Origin of the sequence: Streptomyces sp. SID8374 (assembly GCF_009865135.1) — a bacterium.
Lineage (GTDB): Bacteria > Actinomycetota > Actinomycetes > Streptomycetales > Streptomycetaceae > Streptomyces.
The window spans coordinates 3,811,936-3,837,186 of sequence record NZ_WWGH01000001.1; the positions used below are offsets into that span (position 1 = coordinate 3,811,936).

General features: G+C 70.3%; 24 protein-coding genes and 2 tRNA genes. 14 read left to right on the top strand and 12 right to left on the bottom strand.

What is annotated here, in order from left to right:
• Nucleotides 1-322 precede the first annotated feature (322 nt).
• Nucleotides 323-1,633: a hypothetical protein gene (locus tag GTY67_RS16700; RefSeq protein WP_202462093.1), complete on the top strand. Its 1,311-nt coding sequence runs from the start codon at nt 323-325 to the stop codon at nt 1,631-1,633.
• Nucleotides 1,634-1,642: 9 nt separating this feature from the next.
• On the opposite strand, the gene GTY67_RS16705 is transcribed toward GTY67_RS16700, so the two are convergent.
• Complete coding sequence (locus GTY67_RS16705) at nt 1,643-3,007, bottom strand: serine/threonine-protein kinase (protein WP_093686723.1); 1,365 nt, start codon at nt 3,005-3,007, stop codon at nt 1,643-1,645.
• A 102-nt stretch (nt 3,008-3,109) separates the two neighbouring features.
• A complete protein-coding gene (locus tag GTY67_RS16710) occupies nt 3,110-3,658 on the bottom strand; it encodes a DNA-binding protein (RefSeq protein WP_073875146.1) in 549 nt (182 codons plus the stop codon).
• Nucleotides 3,659-3,836: 178 nt separating this feature from the next.
• Between GTY67_RS16710 and GTY67_RS16715 the strand changes: the two genes are divergently transcribed.
• Nucleotides 3,837-3,909 (top strand) — tRNA-Ala (locus GTY67_RS16715).
• Between the two features lie 153 nt (nt 3,910-4,062).
• On the opposite strand, the gene GTY67_RS16720 is transcribed toward GTY67_RS16715, so the two are convergent.
• Nucleotides 4,063-4,575: a DUF3515 family protein gene (locus tag GTY67_RS16720; RefSeq protein ID WP_161279203.1), complete on the bottom strand. Its 513-nt coding sequence runs from the start codon at nt 4,573-4,575 to the stop codon at nt 4,063-4,065.
• Between the two features lie 228 nt (nt 4,576-4,803).
• Nucleotides 4,804-5,520, bottom strand: coding sequence for a DUF5324 family protein (locus tag GTY67_RS16725; RefSeq protein ID WP_093686866.1), 717 nt, complete (start codon nt 5,518-5,520; stop codon nt 4,804-4,806).
• Between the two features lie 279 nt (nt 5,521-5,799).
• Here GTY67_RS16725 and GTY67_RS16730 point away from each other — a divergent pair, with 279 nt between their 5' ends.
• Together GTY67_RS16730 and GTY67_RS16735 are read left to right on the top strand one after the other, a co-directional pair.
• A complete protein-coding gene (locus GTY67_RS16730; protein ID WP_093686721.1) occupies nt 5,800-6,327 on the top strand; it encodes a peptidylprolyl isomerase in 528 nt (175 codons plus the stop codon).
• Nucleotides 6,328-6,515: 188 nt separating this feature from the next.
• Entirely contained in the window at nt 6,516-7,421 is a 906-nt protein-coding gene (locus GTY67_RS16735) for a rhomboid family intramembrane serine protease (RefSeq protein WP_093686720.1), read from the top strand.
• Between the two features lie 292 nt (nt 7,422-7,713).
• On the opposite strand, the gene crgA is transcribed toward GTY67_RS16735, so the two are convergent.
• Nucleotides 7,714-7,968: a cell division protein CrgA gene (gene crgA, locus GTY67_RS16740; RefSeq protein ID WP_093686719.1), complete on the bottom strand. Its 255-nt coding sequence runs from the start codon at nt 7,966-7,968 to the stop codon at nt 7,714-7,716.
• A 142-nt stretch (nt 7,969-8,110) separates the two neighbouring features.
• Between crgA and GTY67_RS16745 the strand changes: the two genes are divergently transcribed.
• From GTY67_RS16745 to GTY67_RS16770, 6 genes are all read left to right on the top strand, one after another.
• The gene (locus GTY67_RS16745; protein ID WP_093686718.1) at nt 8,111-8,878 is read left to right on the top strand and encodes a DUF881 domain-containing protein; all 768 of its coding nucleotides are present in this window, start codon (nt 8,111-8,113) and stop codon (nt 8,876-8,878) included.
• Between the two features lie 48 nt (nt 8,879-8,926).
• Nucleotides 8,927-9,661 carry a class E sortase gene (locus GTY67_RS16750; RefSeq protein ID WP_161280129.1) on the top strand — a complete coding sequence of 245 codons (735 nt, stop codon included), beginning with the start codon at nt 8,927-8,929 and terminating at the stop codon, nt 9,659-9,661.
• An 89-nt stretch (nt 9,662-9,750) separates the two neighbouring features.
• Complete coding sequence (locus GTY67_RS16755) at nt 9,751-9,939, top strand: hypothetical protein (protein ID WP_093686716.1); 189 nt, start codon at nt 9,751-9,753, stop codon at nt 9,937-9,939.
• Entirely contained in the window at nt 9,936-10,574 is a 639-nt protein-coding gene (locus tag GTY67_RS16760; protein WP_018513899.1) for an aminodeoxychorismate/anthranilate synthase component II, read from the top strand. The genes GTY67_RS16755 and GTY67_RS16760 overlap by 4 nt, the downstream gene beginning before the upstream one ends.
• On the top strand, nt 10,571-11,974 hold the full coding sequence (locus GTY67_RS16765) for a class E sortase (protein WP_161279204.1): 1,404 nt from the start codon (nt 10,571-10,573) through the stop codon (nt 11,972-11,974). Before GTY67_RS16760 ends, GTY67_RS16765 begins: the two co-directional genes overlap by 4 nt.
• 25 nt (nt 11,975-11,999) lie before the next feature.
• The gene (locus GTY67_RS16770) at nt 12,000-12,728 is read left to right on the top strand and encodes a class E sortase (RefSeq protein WP_161279205.1); all 729 of its coding nucleotides are present in this window, start codon (nt 12,000-12,002) and stop codon (nt 12,726-12,728) included.
• A gap of 91 nt (nt 12,729-12,819) precedes the next feature.
• Here the strand turns inward: GTY67_RS16770 and pknB are convergent, their stop codons facing one another.
• The 6 genes from pknB to GTY67_RS16800 form a co-directional block, all read right to left on the bottom strand.
• On the bottom strand, nt 12,820-14,817 hold the full coding sequence (gene pknB, locus GTY67_RS16775) for a Stk1 family PASTA domain-containing Ser/Thr kinase (RefSeq protein ID WP_093686713.1): 1,998 nt from the start codon (nt 14,815-14,817) through the stop codon (nt 12,820-12,822).
• Nucleotides 14,818-14,990: 173 nt separating this feature from the next.
• A complete protein-coding gene (locus tag GTY67_RS16780; RefSeq protein WP_161279206.1) occupies nt 14,991-16,448 on the bottom strand; it encodes a penicillin-binding transpeptidase domain-containing protein in 1,458 nt (485 codons plus the stop codon).
• Nucleotides 16,445-17,854 carry an FtsW/RodA/SpoVE family cell cycle protein gene (locus GTY67_RS16785; protein ID WP_161279207.1) on the bottom strand — a complete coding sequence of 470 codons (1,410 nt, stop codon included), beginning with the start codon at nt 17,852-17,854 and terminating at the stop codon, nt 16,445-16,447. The genes GTY67_RS16780 and GTY67_RS16785 overlap by 4 nt, the downstream gene beginning before the upstream one ends.
• A 22-nt stretch (nt 17,855-17,876) precedes the next feature.
• Nucleotides 17,877-19,322, bottom strand: coding sequence for a Stp1/IreP family PP2C-type Ser/Thr phosphatase (locus GTY67_RS16790; protein WP_161279208.1), 1,446 nt, complete (start codon nt 19,320-19,322; stop codon nt 17,877-17,879).
• Nucleotides 19,323-19,457: 135 nt separating this feature from the next.
• The gene (locus GTY67_RS16795) at nt 19,458-19,976 is read right to left on the bottom strand and encodes an FHA domain-containing protein (protein ID WP_003967913.1); all 519 of its coding nucleotides are present in this window, start codon (nt 19,974-19,976) and stop codon (nt 19,458-19,460) included.
• A gap of 10 nt (nt 19,977-19,986) precedes the next feature.
• Nucleotides 19,987-20,844: a DUF3662 and FHA domain-containing protein gene (locus GTY67_RS16800; protein WP_161279209.1), complete on the bottom strand. Its 858-nt coding sequence runs from the start codon at nt 20,842-20,844 to the stop codon at nt 19,987-19,989.
• A 318-nt stretch (nt 20,845-21,162) separates the two neighbouring features.
• Between GTY67_RS16800 and GTY67_RS16805 the strand changes: the two genes are divergently transcribed.
• Together GTY67_RS16805 and GTY67_RS16810 are read left to right on the top strand one after the other, a co-directional pair.
• A tRNA-Leu gene (locus GTY67_RS16805) sits at nt 21,163-21,245 on the top strand.
• A 333-nt stretch (nt 21,246-21,578) separates the two neighbouring features.
• A complete protein-coding gene (locus tag GTY67_RS16810; protein ID WP_093687741.1) occupies nt 21,579-22,391 on the top strand; it encodes a ScbR family autoregulator-binding transcription factor in 813 nt (270 codons plus the stop codon).
• Nucleotides 22,392-22,517: 126 nt separating this feature from the next.
• Here GTY67_RS16810 and GTY67_RS16815 read toward each other — a convergent pair whose 3' ends face one another.
• Nucleotides 22,518-23,129, bottom strand: a complete 612-nt coding sequence (locus GTY67_RS16815) for an NAD(P)H-dependent oxidoreductase (RefSeq protein ID WP_093687743.1) — start codon at nt 23,127-23,129, stop codon at nt 22,518-22,520.
• A 133-nt stretch (nt 23,130-23,262) separates the two neighbouring features.
• On the opposite strand from GTY67_RS16815, the gene GTY67_RS16820 reads away from it, so the two are divergent.
• Entirely contained in the window at nt 23,263-23,616 is a 354-nt protein-coding gene (locus tag GTY67_RS16820) for a helix-turn-helix domain-containing protein (RefSeq protein ID WP_093687745.1), read from the top strand.
• 121 nt (nt 23,617-23,737) lie between these two features.
• Nucleotides 23,738-25,231: a DUF2252 domain-containing protein gene (locus tag GTY67_RS16825; RefSeq protein WP_202461471.1), complete on the top strand. Its 1,494-nt coding sequence runs from the start codon at nt 23,738-23,740 to the stop codon at nt 25,229-25,231.
• The last annotated feature ends 20 nt before the right edge of the window (nt 25,232-25,251 follow it).

Sequence of the window (25,251 nt, forward strand, 5' to 3'; positions counted from 1 at the left end):
GGATGTGCAGTGGGTGCCGTACGCGGAGCGCGGTGCTGTTGCGGGACCGTGACGCCCTGCCCTTGAGTTCACCCGAGCAAATCAGTAGCTTGCTGAAGCAAAGACGCTGGTGGGAGCGGGAACGGACAAGTAGGGCAATCCGGCTGTGGCCGGAGACAGCGGCGGTGCGGGCGGGGCAGGATGGACCGGCATTGCGGTCGCTGCCGGAGCGGGCGCCCGGCGATTCTGGCCGGGGGAGCCTCTTCGTACGCAGCCGTCGCAGGGCGGCCATGCGGACGACGAGGGGAAGCGCGTGAAAAGGCAGCGCAGCAGGGGGCGGGCGATGCTCGCGGCAGTGGCCGCGATGTGCGCGGTGGCGGCGCTGCCGGGACAGGCGTACGCGGCCGGGCCGCCGGCGTACGCCTTCGACCCCGGCGCGAAGAACGTGCAGGGCGCGGAGCTCAACGCCGAGGCATCCGTCCTACAGCCCGGGGCGGTCTACCGCAGCTCCATCAAGCCGGGCGAGAAGCTCTACTACCGGGTGAAACTCGACAGCCTCACCGACGCCTACGTCTCGGCGGTCGCGGTCCCCAAGAGCGACGGCACGGTGGCGTACGGGGACGGGATCACCATCAGCATCCGCGACCTCAACGACTCCCGGTGCAGCTCGAACAGCGTGAACTTCGGCTCGGGCGAGACCCCCCGGCCGATCGCCGCGTACGCCCACCGGACCATCGGTAAGAGCACGAGCACCACCTGCCGGGACGCCGGTCCCTACGACGTCCTGATCGAGCGCGAGAGCAAGCCCGCCTCCAGTCCCGAGGCGTGGGACCTGGAGCTGCGTTTCGTCGAGGAGCCCGGGCTGCGGAGCGGCGGACCCACGGAGACCGCAGCGCCCAAGGACTGGCCCTCCGCCACCCCCGCCCCGCCGGCCGTCGAGGCCAAGAAGCGTACGGGCGGCAGCAGTTACTACGACGCCACCAGCCTGGAGACCGGCGAGTGGATCGACGAGATCGCCCCGGGCCAGACCCGCTTCTACCGGGTCCCGGTGGACTGGGGCCAGCAGATCTACGCCTCCGCCGTGCTGAGCAACACCCCGGGCGGGAAGTCCGACTTCGTGGGCAACGCGCTCACGCTCTCGCTGGACAACCCCGCCCAGGGCCACATCGTGGACACGACGCTCTCGTACGCCGGCAAGTCCGCGAGCACGGCGCTGAAACCGCTGCCCCCGGTGGCGTACCGCAATCGGTACGACTACGGCACCCAGGTCAGCGCGATGCGCTTCGCCGGCTGGTACTACCTGTCGGTGACGCTCAGCCCGAAGGTCGCCGAGGCCTACGGCGAGGACCCGATCGTGCTGACGACCACGGTCCAGGTGAAGAACGAGGCGGGTGCGTCGCCGTACGAGGGTGACCCCGGGATCTTCGCGGTGACCGGCAAGGACAAGGAGCTGGCCAAGAGCGGGGACAGCGCTCCGAAGGCCGCGAAGAGCGCGACGATGCAGGTGGTCGCGGCCGGGGCGTTCGGGACGGGTGCCGTGCTGGTGCTCGGCCTCGGCGCCTGGACGCTGCTGGCCCGCCGCCGCGCGGCCGCCGGGGTGGCCTCGGCCCACCAGCAGCCGCCGTTCGGGGGGCCGCCGCCGCAGGGCTGGTAGCGGCCGCCCTCACATCTGGGTGAGCGCCCAGATGCCGACCGCGAAACAGATCAGCGCCACCACCAGGACCGGGACCGCCACCTTCGGGGGCGGTCCCGGCCGCGTCTGCCGTACGGGTACGGGAGCGGGGGCGTGCGCCGGAGCGTGGGCGGAAAAGGCGTGCTGCTGCTGGTGTTGCTGGGCGGTGTAGGGCCGGGTCGCCGAGGCGTCGTGCGGTACGCCGGAGGTCGGCGCCTGGGAGAGGTCCGGGGCTCCGACGGCGTACGGGGAAGGCGCGGCGGGCTGAGCGGGCTGGTGGAACTGGGGCTGGGGCTGCGGGGGTTGCTGCTGGGGCGGGGGCGCCAGGTGGAAGCTGCCGGTCTCCGACATGGAGACGGGCGGCGGCGGTACGGGAGGCTCCTGGACGGGCGGTTGAGGCGTCTGTGAGGGCTGCTGGGGCTCCGGGGGCGACAGGGGCGCGGGGGACGCAGGAGACGCAGGAGATGTAGGCGCCTTTACGGGGCCGTCGGGGCCGAACCCCGCGGGCAGCGGCCCGATCTGGTCGAACACCTCCACCGGCTCGTCGTCCGGGCCGGGCTCGGGCAGCATCTCGACCGCCGCGGTCAGGGCCTTGCGCGCCCCCGTCGCCGTACGGAACCGGGCCTGCGGGTCGGGCTGCAACAGCCCGGCGAGCACCTGCCAGAGCGGCTCGGGGATGCCTTCGGGGGCGCCCGGGGTGCCGTGGGCGGCGAAGTGCTCCACCAGCGCCTGGGAGTCGGGCTTCTGGCCCTGGAGGAGGTAGAGGGCGACCAGGCCGACCGCGAAGAGGTCCGCGGGGAAGTCGGGCTCGGCGCCCATCATCTGCTCGGGGGCGAAGTAACCGGGCGTGCCGACCACGTAGTTGGTCTCGGTCAGCCGGGGCTCGCCCTTGCGCATCGAGATGCCGAAGTCGGAGAGGCGCAGATGCGGGCGGCCCGTTCCGGTCGCCTCCATCAGGATGTTGGCCGGCTTGATGTCACGGTGCACCACCCCTTCGGCGTGCACCGTGGAGAGCCCGGAGAGCAGCTGGTCCAGGAGCAGGCAGACGAAGCGCGGCGGCAACGGGCCGTAGTCGCCTATGACATGGGCGAGCGAACCGCCGCTGACCAGGTCCATGGTGAACAGGACCTTGTCGTCGTCGGCGGCCCAGCTGGCCGGGGCCAGGACATGCGGGTGTTCGATGCGCAGGGCCTGCTCGCGGACGAAGCGCAGCAGCGTGTGCGCGTCGCTCTGTTGCAGGACCTTGGCGGCGACGTACCTGCGGCGCCGGTGGTCCCAGGCCCGCCAGACGGCACCGACCCCACCACGTCCGATCGGATCGATCAGCTCGTACCGACCGGCGAAGACCTCACCCATTGCGCTGTGCCCGCTCCCAGTTCCTGTTCGTCGCCACGGCTCTGCCGGGACCAGGGACCCCGGTCGTGTGCGAGGCCCTGGTTCCGTCGTGCTCCTGAGCCGCTAGCTCTGGTGTCCCTCGTAGTGCGCGACCGCGTCCGCCGTGCGGCCGGCCCCGTACACCCGGAGGAACTCTGCCAGCTCCGGGTGGGTCGGGGCGAGGGCGTCGGCGGCATCGATGATGTCGCCGGCCGCCGAGACCGACCGCAGCAGGGACTGGATCTCGCGCACCACGCGGCGGACGGTGGGGGCGCCGCCGGTCGAGGTGGTCTGGCCGGTGCCGGTCAGGACGGACCCGCCCTGCGACTTCTTGATCTCCTCCATGCGGTCGGTGGCCTCCCCCGCGCTGACGCTGCCGTCCGCGACCTGACTCGACAGCTCCTGAAGTGCCTGGACGCGCTGGACGACCGCCGGATTCCCGATCTTGGCCCGCTGACCGCTCATCAGCTGGGAGAGCATGGGGGCCGAGAGCCCGAGAACCGCGGCGAGCCGTGCCTGGTTCAGGCCGAGGTCATCGATCAGCCGACGGAAGAGCGCCCCCAGCGGCTCCCCGTACCAACTGCGCTGAAGCTCCCTGGCTCTTGCCGTCGCCTCTTGTTGCGCTGCGTCCATTGCGTCTCCCCTTCGCTGCGGCTTCGCTGCTGCGAACCTCGTCGAGCATCTTACGGAGAGTGGTCGCCCACCGGCAGTCCCTATCCTTTTACAAGATTCGCCGGGCACCCGGTACTCTTGTCTGCGACGGCCGCCGTGGCACGGACGTGTTCGGCGTTGTCCTTGTTTGCTGTGTTTCGGGGCCTTAGCTCAGTTGGTAGAGCGCTGCCTTTGCAAGGCAGATGTCAGGAGTTCGAATCTCCTAGGCTCCACATCGAGGAAAGACCCTCCTGACCTGTTCTCCTCCGGTCAGGGGGGTCTTTTTCGGCTGCCGGTCCGTCCGCCCCTGCGGAGCAGGGGGCCACGGCCATCGCGACTCCTTCGCGACTGGCAAGCGGGGCCGACGGGTCCGGGCGGGGGCTCGGTCAGCCGGAGGGCGACGGGGGCTGGACGTCGTCGAGGCTGATGCACTTCGTGTACGTCTTCACCGGCCTGACCAGCGCGGACAGGTCCACCATCACGTCGTCGACGGCCACGATGCCGTCGGAGATCACGGCCTCCACGGCCGGGTCGCGGCCGTAGGTGACGACCACCTTCCCGCCGTCCTTCGAGCGGTCCTCGCGCAGGACCCAGTCCACGCCGTCGACGGTCGCGCACGGGTCGGTGGTGGGGACGGGCAACTCGACCCCGCAGCGCAGCACGATGGTGTTCTCGCCCCAGACCGCGACCCCGGGTCGGTCGGTGAACGTCAGCTCCTGGCCGCCGAGGCGGTCCGGGTAGCGGTCGGCGAGCTGCTCGCAGGCCGCGTCCTCGGCGTGCGGGGCGGAGGTGACGCCCTCCCCCGGGGAGTCCGCTCCGCACGACACCAGGGCACCGGCGGTCAGGGCGCAGGCCGCCACCGCGACGACGGCCTTCCGCGGCCGGGGGACTCGGACCACAGGAAGGGCCTTTCGTGGGAGCAGGTACTCATGGGAGCAGGTACTCATCGGAAGCTACACCAGCGTCCTGGGGCGGCGACGGGAAGGTCCCCGCGGCGTCCTGGGGCGGCAATGAGAAGGCCCCCGCGGCGGTGACAACGTAAAACGCTGGTCCGCCGCAGCCCCGTCGGGGGTCTGCGGCGGACCAGCGTTTTACGTTGTCACGCGGTTACGGGACCACCGCCGCCGTCAGGGGCGGTCGTCCAGGCCCGGGGTGTCCCCGTCGGCCTCGGCCTCGGCCTGCTTGGCCTTGACCTCCGGGTCGAGTACGGCCTGGCCGCTGCCGTCGACCGAGCTCAGCGGCGAACGCTCGTCGCCCACCTCGGTGGCGACGGGCGGCTCCACCAGCCAGTCCGGGTTGGCCTGCTTGTCCCACCAGCGCCAGGCGGCATAGGCGCCACCGGCGAGGACACCCAGCACCAGCAGCCCCTTGGTCGCCCGGCCGGCCTTGGCCCGCCGCTCGTGCTTACGGGCCAGCTTCTGGATCTCCTTGGCCGTGACGTTGCTCCGCAGCGCGGCCAGCGCGGCGGCGCTGCGGGCGCTCGCCTGCTCGGCGACCGGCGCGGCCGCCGCCCGGGCCTGCTCCACGCGCGGTGCGGTGTAGTCGGCGGCGGTCCGGGCGGCCTTGCGGGTCGAGTGCGCCGCACGCTGTGCGGCCTCGTCGACCTTCGGCGGTACGTGGGTCAGGGCCTGTTCGAGACGCGGTGCGAGATGGGACTCGTACTGGACACGGGCCTGCTTGGCGGCCTTGGTCACCTTGGGCGCGAGCCGTACACGGGCCTCGTGCGCATAGTGGGCAGCCTGCTCCCTGGCCGTGTCGGCGTACGGCGCCACCACTTCCGCGGCGTGCTGCGCGCTGTCCCTGGCCGAGTCGGTTGCGGCGCGCACGCTGTCGATGCGGGTCACGGGATCCTCCTCCTTGGTGGCGGGTAGGTACTCCGCCTTTCCGCCCAATTCGAAATCATGCCTGTCGCGGCCATGACCGGCACTCGGGACGGGCATCCGGGTCATGATCGCTATATCCGTCAAAACCGTGCAAGTGGGTAAAACAGTGCAAGTGAAGTGTGCCGACGACAATGCCATGGTTCGGCGGTGAACGCGCCGTTCCACCAGGCATCCGGCCGTACATTTCCCGGTACGTGGGAGGATCGGCGGACGTCAGCGAAGGATTACGGAAGGCAGATCGTGGCCGAGCAGCTTTACGCCACCTTGAAGACGAACCAGGGCGACATCGAGATCCGGCTCCTGCCGAACCACGCCCCCAAGACGGTCAGGAACTTCGTCGAGCTGGCCACCGGACAGCGGGAGTGGACCAACCCCGAGACCGGTGTGAAGTCCACGGACCGGCTGTACGACGGCACCGTCTTCCACCGGGTCATCAGCGGGTTCATGATCCAGGGCGGCGACCCGCTGGGCAACGGGACGGGCGGCCCGGGCTACAAGTTCGCCGACGAGTTCCACCCGGAGCTGGCCTTCACCAAGCCGTATCTGCTGGCCATGGCCAACGCGGGCCCGGGGACCAACGGCTCGCAGTTCTTCCTGACCGTCTCGCCCACCGCCTGGCTGACCGGCAAGCACACCATCTTCGGCGAGGTCGCCGACGAGGCGGGCCGCAAGGTCGTCGACGCCATCGCGGCCACCCCGACCAACCCGCGTACCGACCGCCCCGTGCAGGACGTGGTCATCGAGTCCGTGGTCGTCGAGACCCGCTGACGGCCCGCTCCCCGGCGGAGACCGCAGGAGACCTGTCGCCGGAGCCCGCAGGAGACCTGTCGGCAGAGCCCGCGGGAGAGATCCGTACGGGAACCAACCGCCCCGCCCGTCCGTACTGTTACATAGCGGACCAGCGGGGCGTCCGTGTGTGCGGCGCCCGGGGCGAGACCGAGAGGCAGGCCAGGCCGATGGACCAGCAGCCACCGGCGGACCGGGGCATACGGCAGGACGGGACGGCCCTGCCGGTCTGCTACCGGCACCCCGACCGGGAGACCGGGATCAGCTGCACGCGCTGCGAGCGGCCGATCTGCCCGGAGTGCATGGTCAGCGCCTCCGTCGGCTTCCAGTGCCCCGACTGCGTACGCCAGGGCTCGGGCACCGGCCACCACCCGGCAGCCAGCACGCCCCGCACGCTGGCCGGCGGCACCGTGGCCGCCGATCCCCGGCTGATCACCAAGATCCTGCTCGGCATCAATCTCGCGGTCTTCATCCTGGTCGCGGCCGCCCCCGAGTCCCTCCTCGACGACCTGGTGCTGCTCGGCCGGGCCTGGGACCCGACCCCGCCGCCGGGTTCGATCGAAGGCGTCGCCGAGGGGCAGTGGTACCGCCTGGTGACCTCGATGTTCCTGCACCAGGAGGTGTGGCACATCGGGTTCAACATGCTGGGTCTGTGGTGGCTCGGCGGGCCGCTGGAGGCGGCGCTCGGCCGCGTCCGCTATCTCGCGCTCTATCTGCTCTCCGGCCTCGCGGGCAGCGCGCTGATGTATCTGATCGCCGCGCCGAACCAGCCCTCGCTGGGTGCGTCCGGTGCGGTCTTCGGCCTGTTCGGCGCCACCGCCGTCCTCATGCGCCGGATGAACTACGACATGCGTCCGGTGCTGGTGCTGCTGGCGATCAACCTGGTCTTCACCTTCACCATGGGCGGGATCGCGTGGGAGGCGCATGTGGGCGGCCTTGTCGCGGGCGCCCTGATCGCGGTCGGGATGGTGCACGCACCGCGTGAGCGGCGTACGGCGGTGCAGGCCGGGACCTGTGCGCTGGTGCTGCTGGCCTGCGTCGCGATCGTCGTCGCGCGCACGATGTCCCTGACCTGAGCCGGGTGGAAAGGGGGCGCCGCCCCCAGGGCAGACCCCAGTTGTCCACAGTGAGCCCCCAACCTTGTGCATGGCAAGGGGAACATCTGTGCCCGCCATCGCTGAGCTGGGTTTTTCCTTGGCAGCACACGGCGCAGCCCCCCTCGGAAGAGGGAGGCTGCGGTCACACCGGCGTCAACTTGAGTGGAGGTTATCCACAGATCGTCTGACCTTTTCCCCCAGCTGTGGATAACTCTGTGGGTAACTCAGGGCAAGGCTTGTGCGGGTGCGCCCCATGTGCTGTGAGCGCGCGCTACTTCCACTGCGTGGAGACGGCGAAGCCACCGGCGATGAAGCCGAAGCCCACGACGATGTTCCAGTTGCCCAGGGCGTCGATCGGCAGATCGCCCTCGGTCACGTAGAACACCACGATCCAGGCCAGCCCGAGGAGGAACAGGGCCAGCATCACCGGAGCGACCCAGCTGCGGTTGGTCAGCTTTATAGCGGTTGCCTGCTTCGCCGAGGGCGGCGTGAAGTCGGCCTTCTTGCGGATACGTGACTTCGGCACGAGGGACTCTCCTGTCGATGCGCTGCGTGACCGCGCAGGGATCTGTGGCGGGCGCCGGGGCGGTGGTGCCAGGGGGAATGCTGCCTCCCCCGGGCGTCCGTTAGCGTAGTGCTTCCATGGCGCCCGATGAGATAAGGGTACGTTGAGCAATTCTGCCGACTCTCCCGAAGGCCCGGTCCGGCACACCTCCGCGTGGGCGGTCCGGGGGCTCACCGCTGCTGTCTTCGCCCTGGCCGGCCTGATCTTCGTCACCAGCGCCAACACCGCCAAGGGCACCAATCTGCGCAGCGACTCCTCCCTGCTCAAGCTCTCCGACCTGATCAGGGAGCGCAGCGAGAACAACGCCGGGCTGAACGACGCGGTCGCCTCCGCCCGCGCGGACATCGACGCGCTCGCCCAGCGCGACGACGGCTCCACCGCGGCGGAGGACGCCAAGCTGAAGGCCCTGGAGAAGGCGGCCGGCACCACGAAGATCACCGGCGACGCCGTCAGCGTCACACTCGACGACGCGCCCCCGGACGCCACCGCCAACCCCGGCTACCCCGACCCCCAGCCCAACGACCTGGTCATCCACCAGCAGGACCTCCAGGCCGTGGTGAACGCCCTGTGGCAGGGCGGGGCGCGCGGGATCCAGGTGATGGACCAGCGGCTGATCTCCACCAGCGCGGTCCGCTGCGTCGGCAACACCCTGATCCTCCAGGGCCGCGTCTACTCCCCGCCGTACAAGGTCACCGCCGTGGGTGACCCCGGCAAGCTCAGGCGGGCCCTCGACAACTCCACGGCGATCCAGAACTACCAGCTGTACGTGAAGGCGTACGGGCTGGGCTGGAAAGTCGACCAGGACGACGCGGTGACTCTTCCCGGCTACTCGGGCACAGTGGATCTCCACTACGCGAAGCCTGTGGAGTGAACCCGCGCTGAGCCCCCGGGAGGCCGTCCGGTGTCGTCACGACTGTCGGTGCGGCCATCGGCGCGAGGGGCGCGGACCGCGCGTACGACGCGAGCGGTACGGCTCGTCGTCAGGACCTTCAGCGAACTGTGCATCACCGTGGGCGCGGTGATCGTCCTGTTCGTCGCCTACGTCCTGCTGTGGACCGGCGTCAAGGCCGCCGATGCGGCCGGGGGCGAGATCGAGACACTCCGCAGCCGCTGGGCCCAGGAGCAGCCCGCGGCCCCCGCCCCGGGCCCCGGCCCCTCCGTGTCACCGGCCCCGTCCCCGTACCGCGACGGAGAGCCGTTCGCGACCCTGCACATCCCCCGTTTCGGCGCCGGCTGGGAGTGGCCCGTCCTGGAGAACACCGAGGCCAGGACCTTGCAGAAGGGCCTCGGCCACTACAGCGGTACCGCCCGGCCGGGCGAGAGGGGAAACTTCGCGGTGGCCGGGCACCGCCGGACGTACGGGGACCCCTTCAAGGACTTCCCCCGGCTCCGCCCCGGGGACGCGGTGATCGTCAACGACGGCACGACCTGGTTCACGTACCGCATCGCGAAGGAGCCCTACCGGACCGTGCCCACCGACACGGCCGTCGTCGACCCCGTCCCCCGCCGCTCCGGCTTCGAGGGGCCCGGCCGCTACCTGACGCTCACCACCTGCGAGCCCGAGTGGGGCAGCAGCCACCGGCTGATCGCCTGGGCGCACCTGGACGCGACCCGGCCGGTGGGCGAGGGGAGGCCGCCGGAGCTTACCGGCTGACCTGGGCCGGGCCGGGGTTTTCCACAGGCTGACCCACTCTCCGGCCGCGGCCCTCTAGTCTGGTGCGGGTACCGAATGGAGGGGTCAGCATGTACGGCTGGATCTGGCGGCATCTGCCGGGCAACGCATGGGTGCGCGGCGTCATCGCGCTCGTGCTGGTTCTCGCGGTCGTCTACGCGCTGTTCCAGTACGTCTTCCCCTGGGCGGAGCCGCTGCTCCCGTTCGGTGATGTGACCGTCGACGGCGCGAGCGCCGGTGGGGCAGGAGCCGGGCAGTGAGCGCACGCATCCTCGTCGTGGACAACTACGACAGCTTCGTCTTCAACCTCGTCCAGTACCTCTACCAGCTCGGCGCCGAGTGCGAGGTGCTGCGCAACGACGAGGTGACCACCGCCCACGCCCAGGACGGCTTCGACGGCGTCCTGCTCTCCCCCGGCCCCGGCACACCGGAGCAGGCCGGGGTCTGCGTCGAGATGGTGCGCCACTGCGCGGACACCGGCGTTCCGGTCTTCGGCGTCTGCCTGGGGATGCAGTCGATGGCGGTCGCGTACGGCGGGGTCGTCGACCGGGCCCCCGAGCTGCTGCACGGCAAGACCTCGCCCGTGGACCACGAGGGCAAGGGCGTCTTCGCCGGGCTGCCCTCCCCCTTCACCGCCACCCGCTACCACTCGCTCGCCGCCGAACCGGCCGCGCTGCCCCCGGAGCTGGAGGTCACGGCCCGCACGGCGGACGGCATCATCATGGGGCTGCGCCACCGGGACCGGGCCGTGGAGGGCGTGCAGTTCCACCCCGAGTCGGTGCTCACCGAGTACGGCCACCTGATGCTCGCCAACTGGCTGGAGCAGTGCGGCGACCAGGGGGCCGTGGCGCGGTCGGCGGGTCTCGCGCCGGTGGTGGGCAAGGCCGCCGCGTGACCGCACCCCGCCCCGAGGACGGCACCGGACCTCAGGGCCCGTACGCGCACGGGGCGTACGGGGCCGACGGGGCGTTCGTCGCGGCGGTGGACGGCCTCGCGGACCCGCTCAGCGATCCGCTGCCGGACCCGCTCAAGGACCCCCTGCCGGACCCGCTCCACGATCCGCTGTCCGGGCAGCACGCCTCCCCGTGGTTCCGGAGCGAGTCCGCCCAGGGGGACGCGGGCGGCGGGCCGTTGGCGTACGGGGGGCCTGAGCAGCCCCAGGGGGCCCCGAGCGAGTGGTACGACCCCGAGGGGTACCGACGGGACTGGTACGGCTCCCAGCAGGCGCCTGCGCCCTCCCCCGGGCCTTCTCCCGCGCCCGCGCCCGCTCCTGTGTCCGCTCCCGTTTCCGTGGCGGCCTCCGCCCCGGTGCCTCCGGCCGACGAGACCCTGGGGCTGCGGACGGCGGACACCCGGCGAATAGTGGCGGAGCCGGGCGAAAGACCGGAGCCGTCCGAGACGTACGAGCCGACCGGACGATTCGAGCCGCCGGAGCCGTACGAGCCGGCTGAACGGCCCGAGCGGTCCGCGCCGGCCGAACCGGTCACCGGCGGTCGGGCCGAGCGGCGCAAGGCGGCCAAGGGGCGCGGCCGCCGCCCCGCCCCCACGGCCGCGGCAGCGGGCACCAAGCCCGCCGCCCCCATGTCCCGGATGGAGGCGCGGCGCGCGGCGAAGGCGGCCAAGGACAGTCCGGCCGTGGTCGCCAGCCGGGCCGTCGGCGAGATCTTCATCTCGCTGGGCGTCCTGATGCTGCTGTTCGTCACCTACCAGCTCTGGTGGACCAACGTCCGGGCCGAGCAGATCGCCGGCAAGGAGACGAACAAGATCCAGGAGGAGTGGGCCAAGGGGGCGGGCAAGCCAGGGGTGTTCGCGCCCGGCCAGGGCTTCGCGATCATGCACATCCCCAAGCTGGACGTCGTCGTCCCGATCGCCGAGGGCATCAACAAGGAGAAGGTCCTCGACCGGGGCATGCTCGGCCACTACGGCGAGGGCAAGCTGAAGACGGCGATGCCCGAGGACGAGCAGGGCAACTTCGCGGTGGCCGGCCACCGGAACACCCACGGGGAACCGTTCCGTTACGTCAACAAGCTCAGCCCCGGCGACCCGATCGTCGTCGAGACCCGGGACGCGTACTACACGTACGAGATGACCAGCGTCCTGCCGCAGACCTCACCGTCCAACATCTCGGTGATCGAACCGATCCCGGTCGGATCCGGGTTCACCGAGCCGGGCCGGTACATCACGCTGACCACCTGCACACCGGAGTTCACGAGTACCTACCGGCTGATCGTCTGGGGCAAGATGGTCGACGAACGGCCGCGCAGCGAGGGGAAGCCCAAGGCGCTCGTGGGCTGAACATCATCACGACAGGGGCGGTGCGGTGGCAGCGAGGACCGAGCACGACGAGCGGACCGACGCGTCCGCGCCTCCCGCACCCCGGCCCGGCAGGCACCCCATCGCCACGGCCGTCAGCGTCTTCGGCGAGCTCCTGATCACCGCGGGCCTGGTGCTCGCGCTCTTCGTCGCGTACTCCCTGTGGTGGACCAACGTGCTCGCCGACCGCGAGGCCGACAAGCAGGGCGACACGGTCCGCAGCAAGTGGGCGGAGGGCCCGGGCGCCCTGGACACCAAGGACGGCATCGGCTTCCTGCACGTACCCGCCATGAAGAACGGCGAGGTGCTGGTCAAGAAGGGCACCGACCCCAAGACCCTGAACAACGGCATCGCGGGCTACTACACCGACCCGGTCCCCTCCGCCCTCCCCTGGGACGACCAGGGCAACTTCACGCTGGCCGCCCACCGGGACGGGCACGGCGCCAAGTTCCACAACATCGACAAGCTGAAGAACGGTGACGCGGTCGTCTTCGAGACCAAGGACACCTGGTACGTCTACAAGGTCTACAAGTCCCTCCCCGAGACGTCGAAGTTCAACGTCGACGTGATCCAGCCGGTCCCGGAGGAGTCGGGCGTCAAGAAGCCCGGCCGCTACATCACGCTGACGACCTGCACCCCGGTCTACACGTCGAAGTACCGGTACATCGTCTGGGGCGAGCTGGAGCGTACGGAGAAGGTCGACAAGGACCGTACGAAGCCGGTGGAGCTCCTCTAGCCCTCCGCTTCATGTGCCCGCCGGTTACGGCGAAGGGCCCCGGTCACCGTGGATGGTGACCGGGGCCCTTCCTCGTACAGCTGTCCAGGCGCTACCTGCCGGACGGGCCTCCGAAGATGCCGCCGCCGCCCTGGTCCCCGCCGCCGCCCGGGGTGGCGATCAGGTTGACCGCCGAGTTCTTGTCGACGGTCTCGCCGACCCCCGGCTGCACGACGACCACCGTGGCGTTGTCGTCCTGCGAGCCCTGGACGTTGCCGACCTGGAGGCCCGCCTCCTGGAGCTTCGCCTTGGCCTCGCCGAGCTTCATGCCCTGGATCTGCGGGACCTGGGTCTTCTCGGGCTCCGGCGGCTCCGCCGGGCCCTTGGAGACCTTGAGGACGATCTGCGCGTCCTTGGCGTGCTTGCCGGGCTGCGGGGTCTGGTCGATGACCACGTCCTTCGGCTCTTCCGAGTCGACGTCGGTGCGCGAGATGTTGGTGAAGCCGATGCCCCGCAGCTGCTGTTCGGCGGCCGCGAAGGTGCGGGTGCGCATGTCGGGCAGATCCAGGGTCTCCTTCTTGGCGACCGTGATGGTCACCTCGGAGCCGTCCTCCGCCTGCGAACCGCCCTTGGGCTTCTGCTCGATCACCGTGCCCTCGGTCTTCTCGGACTCGACCGCGGTCACGTTGACCGTGAAGCCCTTGTCCTCCAAGGCCTTGCGGGCGCTGTCCTCGGATTTCTCCAGGACGTCGGGCACCTCGATCTTCGGCGCGCCGGTGGAGACCTTGACCTCGACGGTCCCGTTCTCCTCCATGGTGCTGCCGTTCGTGGGGGTCTGCGAGCAGATCTTGCCCTTCTCCTGCTGCTCGCACGGCTCCTCGCCGGCGACCTTGAGGACCACCCCCGCCCGTTCGGCGAGCTGTTCCGCCTCCTTGACGGTGGAGCCGACCATGTTCGGCACCGGGACCTGGCCGTCGCTGCCGTTGTCGCTGAACACGGCCTTGCCGATCAGGATCGCGCCGACGAGCACCAGGATGCCCGCGATGACCAGCAGGATCGTCGAGAGGTTGCTCTTCTTCTGCGGCTGGCGCCGGCGGCCCGCCCGGTCGTCGTAGCCGTAGCCGCCGTCGTCCGGGTTGACCGGGGGCAGCATCGACGTGGGCGCGTTGTTCGGGTCGGTCGGGCGCAGGGCGGTGGTGGGCTGGTCGGCGTTGTAGCCGTCGTAGCCCCCGTACCCCACGGCACCCATCGCCGCCGCGGCCGCGACCGGCCGGCCGTCGAGGCAGGCCTCGATGTCGGCCCGCATCTCGTCGGCGGACTGGTAGCGGTAGTCCGGGTCCTTGGTGAGCGCCTTCAGCACGATCGCGTCCATCTCGGGCGTGATCTCCGGGTCGAAGGTGCTCGGCGGCTGCGGCTCCTCGCGCACGTGCTGGTAGGCCACGGCGACGGGCGAGTCCCCGACGAACGGGGGCCGGACCGCGAGCAGCTCGTAGAGCAGGCAGCCGGTGGAGTACAGGTCGGAGCGCGCGTCGACCTGCTCGCCCTTGGCCTGCTCCGGGGAGAGGTACTGGGCGGTGCCGATGACCGCGGCGGTCTGCGTCATGGTCATGCCGGAGTCGCCCATGGCGCGGGCGATGCCGAAGTCCATGACCTTGACCTGGCCGGTGCGCGTCAGCATGACGTTGGCCGGCTTGATGTCACGGTGGACGATCTGGGCGCGGTGCGAGTATTCGAGCGCCTGGAGGATGCCGACGGTCATCTCCAGCGTCCGCTCGGGCAGCAGCCGGCGCCCGGAGTGCAGCAGCTCCCGCAGGGTCGACCCGTCGACGTACTCCATCACGATGTACGGGATGGAGACCCCGTCGACGTAGTCCTCGCCGGTGTCGTAGACGGCGACGATCGCGGGGTGGTTGAGCGAGGCGGCCGACTGGGCCTCACGGCGGAACCGGGCCTGGAAGGACGGGTCACGGGCCAGGTCGGCCCGGAGCGTCTTCACAGCTACGGTGCGGCCGAGCCGGGTGTCGTGGGCGAGGTAGACCTCGGCCATGCCACCACGGCCGAGCACCGAGCCCAGCTCGTACCGGCCGCCGAGGCGACGCGGCTCTTCCATAACTGTTCCAGCCCTCTCCGTCAGTCCTGACCGCACCCGTGTGTGTGGTCCGGCGGTGCGCTGTTCGCGCATACGCTACCGGGCACGCGGCAGGTGATCAGCCCGCACCCGGCAAGCCGATATCCGACCGGTATGCGATGTCCGGTATGGACGGGCGGCCGCCGTGACGGGTCTCACTGCTTGCTGTCGATGACCGCCTTCATCACGTCGCGCGCGATCGGGGCGGCCAGTCCGCCACCGGAGATGTCGTCCCGGTTGGCGTTGCCGTCCTCGACCACGACGGCGACGGCGACCGGGGAGCCGTTGTCGGTCTTCGCGTACGAGATGAACCAGGCGTACGGCTTCTCGCTGTTGTTCAGGCCGTGCTGGGCGGTACCGGTCTTGCCGCCCACTGTGACGCCGGGGATCTGTGCCCTGGTTCCCGTACCGTCCTTGACGACGGTCTCCATCATCTGCTGGACCTTCTGGGCGTTCTCGCCGGACAGCGCCCGGCTCAGCTCCTCGGGTTCGGCGGTGTAGATGTCGTCCAGGTTGGGCGCCTGGCGCTTGGCGACCATGTACGGCTGCATCAGCTTGCCGTCGTTGGCGATGGCGGAGGCCACCATGGCCATCTGGAGCGGGGTGGTCCGGTTGGACGCCTGGCCGATACCGGCCATCGCGTTCTGCGGCTTGTTGTCCTCGGGGTAGATGCTCGCGTCGGCGCGGACGGGCGTGAAGACTTCCTTGTTGAAGCCGAACTTGTCCGTCTGCTCGATCATCTTCTTGTTGCCGAGGTCGTCGCTCATCTTCCCGAAGACGGTGTTGCACGACCAGCGCAGGGCCTCGCGCAACGAGGCGTTCTCGCAGGGGATGTTGCCCTCGTTCTGCAACGGAACGGTGGTTTGCGGCAGCGTCCAGGGCAGCGGCGAGTCCGTCTTGGCGTCGATGTCGTCGTAGAGCCCGTTCTCCAGGGCGGCGGCGGCGGTGACGACCTTGAAGGTGGAGCCGGGCGGGTAGGTCTCGCGCAATGCCCGGTTGAGCATCGGCTTGTCCTTGTCCTTCAGGAGCTTTTCCCGCGCCTCGGAGTCCTTGTTGGAGTTGCCCGCGAAGACCGAGGGGTCGTACGAGGGGGTGCTCGCCAGCGCGAGGATGGCGCCGGTCTGCGGGTCGAGGGCGACGACGGCGCCCTTCTTGTCCCCGAGCCCCTTGAACGCGGCCTTCTGGGCGGCCCCGTTGAGCGTGGTCACGACGTTGCCGCCCTGCTTCTTCTCCCCGGTGAACATCCCCAGGGTGCGGTTGAAGAAGAGCTGGTCGCTGTTGCCGGTGAGGATGCCGTCCTCGAGGTTCTCCAGCTGCGAGGAGTCGAAGGCCTGCGAGGAGTAGCCGGTCACGGGGGCCCACAGGGGCCCGTCCTTCCAGACCCGCTTGTACTTGAAGTCGCTGCCGTTGGTCTCGACGGACCCGGTGACGGCCTTGCCGTCGACGATGATGTTGCCGCGCTCGTGGGCGTACCTCTCGATGCGGATGCGGCGGTTCTCGTCGCGGGTGTTGAGCTCGTCGGCGCGGACGTACTGCAGATAGTTGGTCCGCACCATCAGCGCCAGCATGAGGATGCCGCAGAAGATGGCGATCCGGCGCAGGGGCTTGTTCACGGTCGGACCACCTGGGTCATCTCGGCGTCGGTGGACGGTGAGGGCGTGGGGGCGGGCCGCCGGGCGGTGTCGCTGATGCGGATGAGGATGGCGATCAGCGCCCAGTTGGCGAGCACGGACGAACCACCGTACGCGAGGAACGGCATGGTCATACCGCTGAGCGGGATGAGGCCCATCACGCCGCCGGCGACCACGAAGATCTGGATGGCGAACGCCCCGGAGAGGCCGATGGCGAGCAGCTTGCCGAAGGGGTCACGGGCGGCCAGCGACGTACGGACGCCCCGTTCGACGATCAGGGCGTAGACCAGCAGGACGGCCATCATCCCGGCCAGTCCCAGCTCCTCGCCGACCGTGGAGAGGATGAAGTCGGCGTTGGCGGCGAACATGATCAGGTCGGAGTGGCCCTGTCCGAGGCCGGTGCCGAGCGTGCCGCCCGAGGCGAAGGCCATGAGGGACTGGCCGAGCTGGTCGCTCTGCGCCCAGGTCTCCGCGGAGAAGGGGTCGAGCCAGGCGCTCACACGCTGCTGCACGTGCGACTCGAAGGAGGCCACACCGACCGCGCCGACCGCCGACATCAGCAGACCGAAGACGATCCAGCTGGTGCGCTCCGTGGCGACGTAGAGCATCACCACGAACATGCCGAAGAAGAGGAGCGAGGTACCGAGGTCGGTCTCGAAGACCAGGATCAGGATCGACAGCGCCCAGATCGTGATGATCGGTCCGAGGTCGCGGCCACGCGGCAGGTAGATCCCCATGAAGCGGCGGCTGGCCAGCGCCAGTGCGTCCCGCTTCACCATGAGATAGCCGGAGAAGAAGACCGCGATGAGGATCTTGGCGAACTCACCCGGCTGGATGGAGAAGGGGCCCAGGCTGATCCAGATCTTCGCGCCGTTCACGGCGGGGAAGAACATGGGGATGATCAGGAGGATGAGCGCGGCCACCATGGAGATGTAGGTGTAGCGCTGGAGGATGCGGTGGTCCTTGAGGATCATCAGCACGGCGACGAAAAAGGCGACGCCGATCGCCGAGTACAGCAGCTGCTTGGGTGCGTCGGGGCTGTACGCCCCGTACAGCTGCTCCGCCCGCTGGATCAGCCGCGGCGACTGGTCCAGCCGCCAGATCAGCACCAGGCCCAGCCCGTTGAGCAGAGTCGCGAGCGGCAGCAGCAGCGGGTCCGCGTACGGCGCGAACTTGCGCACCACGAGGTGGGCCACGCCGCCGAGCAGGATGAGCCCGGCGCCGTAGCCGAACATGCCCGACGGCAGTGAACCGTCCAGCGCGAGGCCGACGTTGGCGTAGGCGAAGACCGAGATGGCGATGGCGAAAACCAGCATCATCAGCTCGGTGTTGCGGCGGCTCGGTGCGTCGATCGCGCCGATGGTGGTCGTGTTGGTGACAACGCTCATGGTGCTGAAGGCCCCCTACGGCTTACTGCTTACCGCACTGCGGGACCAGCTTCTTCTCTTCCTCCGAGAGGCTGGGGCCGGGAGTGGGAGTCGCGGTGTTCGGCTTGGTCCCCGTCGCGGGGGGAGTGGCGGAAGTCTCGGCCTCGGCCGCGCGGCGCTGCGCGTCCTTCTTGCAGGCGGATGCCTGGGCGGCCAGCTCGTCGACCTTCTGGCGGGCGTCGGTGATGTTGCCCTCGGCGATCGTCGCCTCGACCTGCTTGCGCTGGTACGGCGGCAGGTACTTGAGCTCGATCTCCGGGTGGTTCTTCTCGACCTTGGAGAGCGAGATCCAGGCGAGGTCCTGGCTGATGCCCCGGAACAGCGCCACGTTCTCGTTCTGCGCGCCGACGTAGAACTGGGTCTGCGTCCAGCGGTAGCCGCCGTAGAGGCCGCCGCCGATCACGGCCAGGGCCAGCACGGTGAAGACGGAACGCTTGAGCCACTTGCGGCCGCCGCGCGGCTTGGTGAGGTCGTCGTCCGTGTAGGAGTCGTACGAGCCGTCCGGCATGGCGCCGTAACCGGAGTCACCGCTGCCGGGCGGGCCGAAGCCGCCCGAGGGGGGCGGTACGGGGCGGCCGAGGCCGGCCGCGCGTCCGGCGGGGGTCTGCATAGCCCCGCCGTCGCTCAGCTGGGCCGCCTGGTTCTCCGCGACCGCGCCGACGACGACCGGGGTGTCGTTGAGCCGGCCGGCCAGGGTGTCGTTGTTGTCGACGTCCAGGACGTCGGCCACGATGCACGTGATGTTGTCGGGGCCGCCGCCACGCAGGGCGAGCTGGATCAGCTCCTGGATGGTCTCCTGCGGGCCCTGGTAGCTGGCCAGGGTCTCTTCCATCGTCTGGTGCGAGACCACGCCGGAGAGGCCGTCGGAGCAGATCAGGTAGCGGTCACCGGCGCGGACCTCGCGGATGGAGAGGTCCGGCTCCACGTGGTCGCCGCTGCCCAGCGCCCGCATCAGCAGGGAGCGCTGCGGGTGGGTGGTGGCCTCTTCCTCGGTGATGCGGCCCTCGTCGACGAGGCGCTGCACCCAGGTGTGGTCCTGGGTGATCTGCGTCAGGACGCCGTCGCGCAGCAGATACGCGCGGGAGTCGCCGACGTGCACCAGGCCGAGCCGCTGGCCGGTCCAGAGCAGGGCGGTGAGCGTGGTGCCCATGCCCTCCAGCTGGGGGTCCTCCTCGACCATGACGCGCAGCTGGTCGTTGGCCTGCTGCACCGCCGTGGCCAGGGAGGTCAGGATGTCCGAACCCGGTACGTCGTCGTCGAGTTGGACGAGCGTGGAGATCACCTCGGAGCTGGCGACCTCACCGGCCGCCTGGCCGCCCATGCCGTCGGCGATGGCGAGCAGGCGCGGGCCGGCATAGCCGGAGTCCTCGTTCCCCTCCCGGATCATGCCTTTGTGCGATCCGGCGGCGAAGCGCAGGGACAGACTCATGCGCACCTGCCCCGTCGACGCCGCCTCGGGGTACAGCCTGTCTCGAGCCACACTGCCCACCCTCCGGTCGGGAACCGGGCAGCGTCCGTCGTCGGGGCCGCCGCGGCTCGCTCGCTCCGCTCGCTCATTGTCGTACTACTTCCGCAGCTCGATGACGGTCTTGCCGATACGGATCGGCGCGCCCAGCGGAACAGGCGTCGGGGTGGTGAGCCGGGTCCGTTCCAGATACGTGCCGTTGGTGGACCCGAGATCCTCCACGATCCACTGGCCGTCCCGGTCGGGATAGATCCTGGCATGCCTGCTGGACGCGTAGTCGTCGTCCAGCACGATCGTTGAGTCGTGCGCCCGGCCCAGGGTGATGGTCTGGCCCTGGAGTGCGACCGTGGTGCCCGTGAGGGTGCCTTCGGACACGACGAGCTTCGTGGGTGCCCCGCGGCGCTGGCGCCCGGGCTGCTGGCGCTGCTGGGGCGGCGCCGCTTGTTGTTGTTGGCGGCCCTGTTGCGGGCGCGCGTCGGCGGCAGTGCGGCGTGAGCCGCGCTGCGTGACGCGCGTTCCGAACAGGTCGCTGCGGATGACCTGGACGGCCACGATCACGAACAGCCACAGAACAGCCAGGAAACCTAGCCGCATGACCGTCAGGGTCAGCTCTGACATTGCCCCCGCTTCACCCTTCGGCTTGCCGGTAAACGATGGTGGTGCTTCCCACGACGATCCGTGAGCCGTCGCGGAGCGTAGCGCGGGTGGTGTGCTGCCCGTCCACCACGATGCCGTTGGTGGACCCGAGATCCTGGATCGTCGAGGGCGTTCCGGTCCGGATCTCACAGTGCCGGCGCGATACGCCGGGGTCGTCGATCCGCACGTCGGCGTCGGTGGATCGTCCCATCACCAACGTCGGGCGGGAAATCTGATGGCGGGTGCCGTTGATCTCGATCCAGCGCCGCACCTGGGCGTCCGGCAGTGCGCCGGGCCCGGCCGGCGGGCGCCGGTCGCTCATGGGGGCCGCCGGGCGCCCACCGCCGGGCGGCGGGGCCGCGGGCATCGGCGGAGCGGCGGCCGGGGGGTAGCCGTAGCCGCCGGGGGCCTGCGGGGCGGCGGGCCGCCCGGGGGCGGGCCGCTGGGGCTGGTCGAACTGGTCCTGCTGTGACGAACTCGACGCCAGGGTGCGGCTGCGCACCCGGTAGAGGCCGGTGTCGAGGTCGTCGGCCTTCTCCAGGTGGACCTTGATCGGGCCCATGAAGGTGTAGCGCTGCTGCTTGGCGTAGTCGCGCACCAGGCCGGACAGCTCGTCGCCCAGCTGGCCCGAGTACGGGCTGAGCCGCTCGTAGTCGGGGGTGCTGAGCTCCACGATGAAGTCGTTGGGGACGACGGTCCGCTCGCGGTTCCAGATCGTCGCGTTGTTGTCGCACTCCCGCTGGAGGGCGCCCGCGATCTCGACCGGCTGCACCTCGGACTTGAAGACCTTGGCGAAGGTGCCGTTGACCAGCCCCTCGAGGCGCTGCTCGAAACGCTTCATGACCCCCATGGGGCACCTCCTCCGGTGTCATCGTCCCTGTACTGCTTACTGATCGTATCCACGCGTCGGGAAATCGGCTGGTTCCCCTTCTCTGCCCTGTGGATGAGTGTCACCCCTCACACGGATCGTAGAGGTGGCCTCCTCACAGTGTCCCGCACACGCGATGCTCTCTGGAGGAGTGGGGGCGGTGGCTCCGCGTTCCCGTTTCCCGTCCAGGGTTCGGCAAAACAACGGATGTGAATCCACCCTGTCCACCGTGCTAATCTTCCGGATGTCGCCAGGCGCTCGCACCACACAGGTGAGAGAGATTCTGGAAACACCACTCTTGCGCGAGTGGCGGAACGGCAGACGCGCTGGCTTCAGGTGCCAGTGTCCTTAGGGACGTGGGGGTTCAAATCCCCCCTCGCGCACAACGGCGGTTGCTTGCAGCCGCTGAGGTTGAATCGAGAGAACCCCCGCTCCGGAGAGATCCGGAGCGGGGGTTCTTCGTTGTTCCTCTGTTCCGTCGCCGGTCCGCTCGCTGTGCCGGCTGCTGATCCGCCCGCTGTGTCGGCTGCCGAACGGCGGGGTAAACAGGCAGGGCGGTCGGTATGCCCCGCCGGGGCCCGGCGGTTACTGGAGCGGTTTCCGGACAGACCGATGGTCTGCGAGGCGGCATACATGCATACGCTGACCGCAGAGGCTGGATCGACGGCTGCTCGGCAGTGAAGGGCTGAGCGCACAGAACGTCCCGGAGGCAGGAAATGGCGAAGCAGGCTCGCGCGGTGCAGACGTGGCGGTCGATCGTGGATGCCGCGGCGAGCGTCTTCGACGACTACGGCTACGAGCGCGCCGCCATCTCGGAGATCCTCCGCCGCGCCAAGGTGACCAAGGGTGCGCTGTACTTCCACTTCGCCTCCAAGGAGGCCATCGCCCAGGCGATCATGGACGAGCAGACCTCCACGGTCGACTTCGCCCAGGAAGGGTCGCCGCTCCAGTCGCTGGTGGACGGCGGCCAGCAGTTCGCCTACGCCCTGCGCCACAACGCGATGGCGCGCGCCGGGACCCGCCTCTCCATCGAAGGCGTCTTCCTCGGCGGGCCCCACCCGTGGGGCGACTGGATCGATGCGACGGCCCGGATGCTGGAGCTGGGCAAGGAGCGGGGCGAGGTGCTGCCCCATGTCGATCCGATGGTGTCCGCCAAGGTCATCGTGGCCTCCTTCACGGGTATCCAGCTGATATCGGAAGCCGACTCCGGACGAGCCGATCTGCGGGAGCAGGTTGCCGAGATGTGGCGCCACCTCCTTCCGTCGATCGCCCACCCCGGTGTCATCGCCCACATCAAGCCCGAGGGCCGCGTGGATCTCGCGGCCCAGGCGCGCGAGAAGGCGGAGCAGGCGGAGCGGGAGGCCCGGGAGATCGCCGCGGCGGCGGAGGCGGCCCGGGGGTCCGCGGCAGCGGGGCGGAACAGCGGAGGCGGCCCGCGCGCTGCCGGTCGCGGTACGCGGGACCAGGCCGAGGCGGAAGGTGCCGATGAACCTGCCGGGGCCGCTGTGACGGCCGGCGGGCGGCTCTGACCGGAGCGTGCGTGCTTGGTTTCACGTGAAACGTCCGGTTGCTGACATCGTTGCCGACATCACAGGGCGGCGGAACTCGATCGAGTTCCGCCGCCCTGTTCTTCGGTTGTCGCGGTGCCTGCCGGGTCAGGCGGCGAGGCGGGTGGCGAGGGCCTTGGCCTTCTGCCGGGCCTCGTCGAACGCCTTGGTACGGGAGGCCTCGGCGAGCGGGATCAGCTCGGCCATCGACGGCTGTGTGTGGGCGAGGGTCAGCTCCGGAACGATGAAGTCCACCTCAGCGGAGAACATGCTCGTGAGCAGCTTCTCCAAGTAATTCTGGACAAATTCGAAGCTCTCGCGCGGGGTGCCCGGCGCGTACGAGCCGCCGCGGCTGGCGACGACGGTCACCGGGGTTCCGGCGACGGGGGAGTCCGGTCCCGTGTTGTGCCCGACGATGATCACCTGGTCCAGCCAGGCCTTGAGGGTGGACGGGATCGTGAAGTTGTACATGGGTGCGCCGATCAGCACGGCGTCCGCCGCGGCCAGTTCCTCGGCCAGCTCCCGGCGCAGCGGGTCCTCGGCGCCCGCGACGACCGCCGCCGCGTTCAGGTGGGGTACCGGGTCGGCGGCGAGATCGCGGCGGACGACGGTCCCGTCAGGGTTCTCGTCGCGCCAGGCCTGGACGAACGCGGCGGTGACGTCGCGGGACGCGGAGCCCTGGGGGAGGACGGCGGAGTCGAGGTGCAGAAGCGTGGCCATGGGGTCTCCACAGGGAGCGAAGGGGGAGGGCGGCGGCGCATGTTCACCCGCCGCTCTTTTCCGTACGTAACTACTAATAGCATAGTCCCTTACTTTTCATAAGCGACCTACGGCGGCGCAGTACCCTAGGGATATGGCAGATCACAGCGAGCAGACCTGTCGGCGGGTCGATGTCGGCATCAGCCGCGTCTTCGAGCTGTTCGGCAAGCGCTGGACCGGGCCGATCGTCTCGGTGCTGCTGCAACGGCCGGTGTACTTCGCGGAGTTGCGCCGCGCGATTCCGGGCATCAGCGAGCGGATGCTCTCGGACCGGCTGACCGAACTGGGGGCGGCCGGCCTGGTGATCCGTGAGGTCGACGAGGGGCCGCCGCTGCGCGTCGCGTACCGCCTCACCGAAGCCGGCGCCGCGATGGAGCCGGCGCTCAAGGAGCTCGGCCAGTGGGCGGACACGTATCTCGCGGAACCGGAGCCGGGCACCGGCTGCTGAGGGCCGCAGCGGGGCGCACAGGGCCGCTGCGGAGTTGTCCACAGGGGCGGGCGGACGCGGGGGAACGGCGGTACGGTCGTGCTCGGTCCGAGAGTTGACGAGGCGGGGGAGGCGACGCTCCATGGGCGTCATCGAAGGCATGGGCGTGGACGGCGGCGCGGGGGCGGGCCTCGGTGAAGGGGCAGGCTCCGACGAGGGGCCGGTGCCGGACCGGCGGCCCGTGGGGGCGGATGCCCGCATACCGGTCGTGCCCGGGTTCGCCCGGCGCGGGGAGGCGGGGTCACCGAGGGCGGCGGGCAAGGCGCTCCGCGGCCGGGTGCCGCGCTCCGCGCACAGTTCGCTGGTCCTGCCGTCGGGCCGTCCGGACGCGGTGCGGGCCGTCGAGGAGTCCAACCGGGGCCGGGTGCCGGGGCTCGCGCCGATCAGGGTGGGGCGGATGGCCGCCTCGCCCTTCGCCTTCCTGCGCGGCTCGGCAGGGCTGATGGCCCACGACCTGATGGGGACCCCCGTCACCGGGGTGGGCGCCCAGCTCTGCGGCGACGCCCATGCGGCCAACTTCGGCCTCTACGGCGATGCCCGGGGCAACCTCGTCATCGACCTCAACGACTTCGACGAGACCGTCTTCGGCCCCTGGGAGTGGGACCTCAAGCGGCTCGCCACCTCCCTCGTCCTGGCCGGCCGGGCCGCCGGGGCGGACGAGGAGACCTGCCGCAAGGGCGCGTACGACACCGTGGGCGCCTATCGGCGCACGATGCGGCTGCTGGCACGGCTGCCCGCCCTCGACGCCTGGAACGCCATCGCGGACGAGGAGCTCGTCTCGCACACGGACGCCCGGGATCTGGTCGGCACCCTGGAGAAGGTCTCGGAGAAGGCCCGCAGGAACACCAGCGCCCGGTTCGCCGCCCGGTCCACCGAGGACTGCCTCGACGGCGGCCGGCGCTTCGTCGACGCCCTGCCGGTGCTGCGCCGGGTGCCGGACGCGGAGGCTGCGGCGGTGGCGGCCGGGCTCGGCGGCTATCTCTCCACGGTCTCCGAGGACCGGGTGCCGCTGCTGGCGCGGTACGCGATCCACGACGTGGCGTTCCGGGTGGTCGGCACGGGCAGCGTCGGGACCCGGTCGTACGTGGTGCTGCTCCTCGACCACCGCGGGGAGCCGCTGGTCCTCCAGGTGAAGGAGGCGCGTCCCTCGGCGCTGGCCCCCTATCTGCCGCCCGTCGGCTTCGAGGCGCCCCCGGAGGGCCACGAGGGGCGCCGGGTGGTGCTCGGCCAGAAGCGGATGCAGGTCGTCAGCGACATCCTGCTCGGCTGGACGGATGTGGACGGCAGGCCGTACCAGGTGCGCCAGTTCCGTAACCGCAAGGGCAGCGTGGACCCCGCCGCGCTCACCGTCGAACAGGTCGACGACTACGGCCGGATGACCGGCGCCCTGCTGGCCCGCGCGCACTCCCACAGCGCCGACCCCCGGCTGCTCGCGGGGTACTGCGGCAAGAACGACGAACTCGACGCTGCGGTGGCCGACTTCGCGGTGGCCTACGCGGATCGTACGGAGGCGGACCACGCGGAGCTGGAGCGGGCGATCAAGACGGGGCGGGTGGCCGCCGAGCGGGGGATATGAGGGGTTTCCGGGCCTGGACG

What these genes read in the sequence shown, in the direction of transcription:
- GTY67_RS16810 (WP_093687741.1), top strand. Translation starts at nt 21,579, where the DNA reads ATGGCGAAGCAGGCTCGCGCGGTGCAGACGTGGCGGTCGATCGTGGAT.
- GTY67_RS16825 (WP_202461471.1), top strand. Translation starts at nt 23,738, where the DNA reads ATGGGCGTCATCGAAGGCATGGGCGTGGACGGCGGCGCGGGGGCGGGC.
- GTY67_RS16790 (WP_161279208.1), bottom strand. Translation starts at nt 19,322, where the DNA reads ATGAGTCTGTCCCTGCGCTTCGCCGCCGGATCGCACAAAGGCATGATC.
- GTY67_RS16735 (WP_093686720.1), top strand. Translation starts at nt 6,516, where the DNA reads ATGGACCAGCAGCCACCGGCGGACCGGGGCATACGGCAGGACGGGACG.
- GTY67_RS16815 (WP_093687743.1), bottom strand. Translation starts at nt 23,129, where the DNA reads ATGGCCACGCTTCTGCACCTCGACTCCGCCGTCCTCCCCCAGGGCTCC.
- GTY67_RS16800 (WP_161279209.1), bottom strand. Translation starts at nt 20,844, where the DNA reads ATGGGGGTCATGAAGCGTTTCGAGCAGCGCCTCGAGGGGCTGGTCAAC.
- GTY67_RS16795 (WP_003967913.1), bottom strand. Translation starts at nt 19,976, where the DNA reads ATGTCAGAGCTGACCCTGACGGTCATGCGGCTAGGTTTCCTGGCTGTT.
- GTY67_RS16820 (WP_093687745.1), top strand. Translation starts at nt 23,263, where the DNA reads ATGGCAGATCACAGCGAGCAGACCTGTCGGCGGGTCGATGTCGGCATC.
- GTY67_RS16700 (WP_202462093.1), top strand. Translation starts at nt 323, where the DNA reads ATGCTCGCGGCAGTGGCCGCGATGTGCGCGGTGGCGGCGCTGCCGGGA.
- GTY67_RS16705 (WP_093686723.1), bottom strand. Translation starts at nt 3,007, where the DNA reads ATGGGTGAGGTCTTCGCCGGTCGGTACGAGCTGATCGATCCGATCGGA.
- GTY67_RS16710 (WP_073875146.1), bottom strand. Translation starts at nt 3,658, where the DNA reads ATGGACGCAGCGCAACAAGAGGCGACGGCAAGAGCCAGGGAGCTTCAG.
- pknB (WP_093686713.1), bottom strand. Translation starts at nt 14,817, where the DNA reads ATGGAAGAGCCGCGTCGCCTCGGCGGCCGGTACGAGCTGGGCTCGGTG.
- GTY67_RS16785 (WP_161279207.1), bottom strand. Translation starts at nt 17,854, where the DNA reads ATGAGCGTTGTCACCAACACGACCACCATCGGCGCGATCGACGCACCG.
- GTY67_RS16755 (WP_093686716.1), top strand. Translation starts at nt 9,751, where the DNA reads ATGTACGGCTGGATCTGGCGGCATCTGCCGGGCAACGCATGGGTGCGC.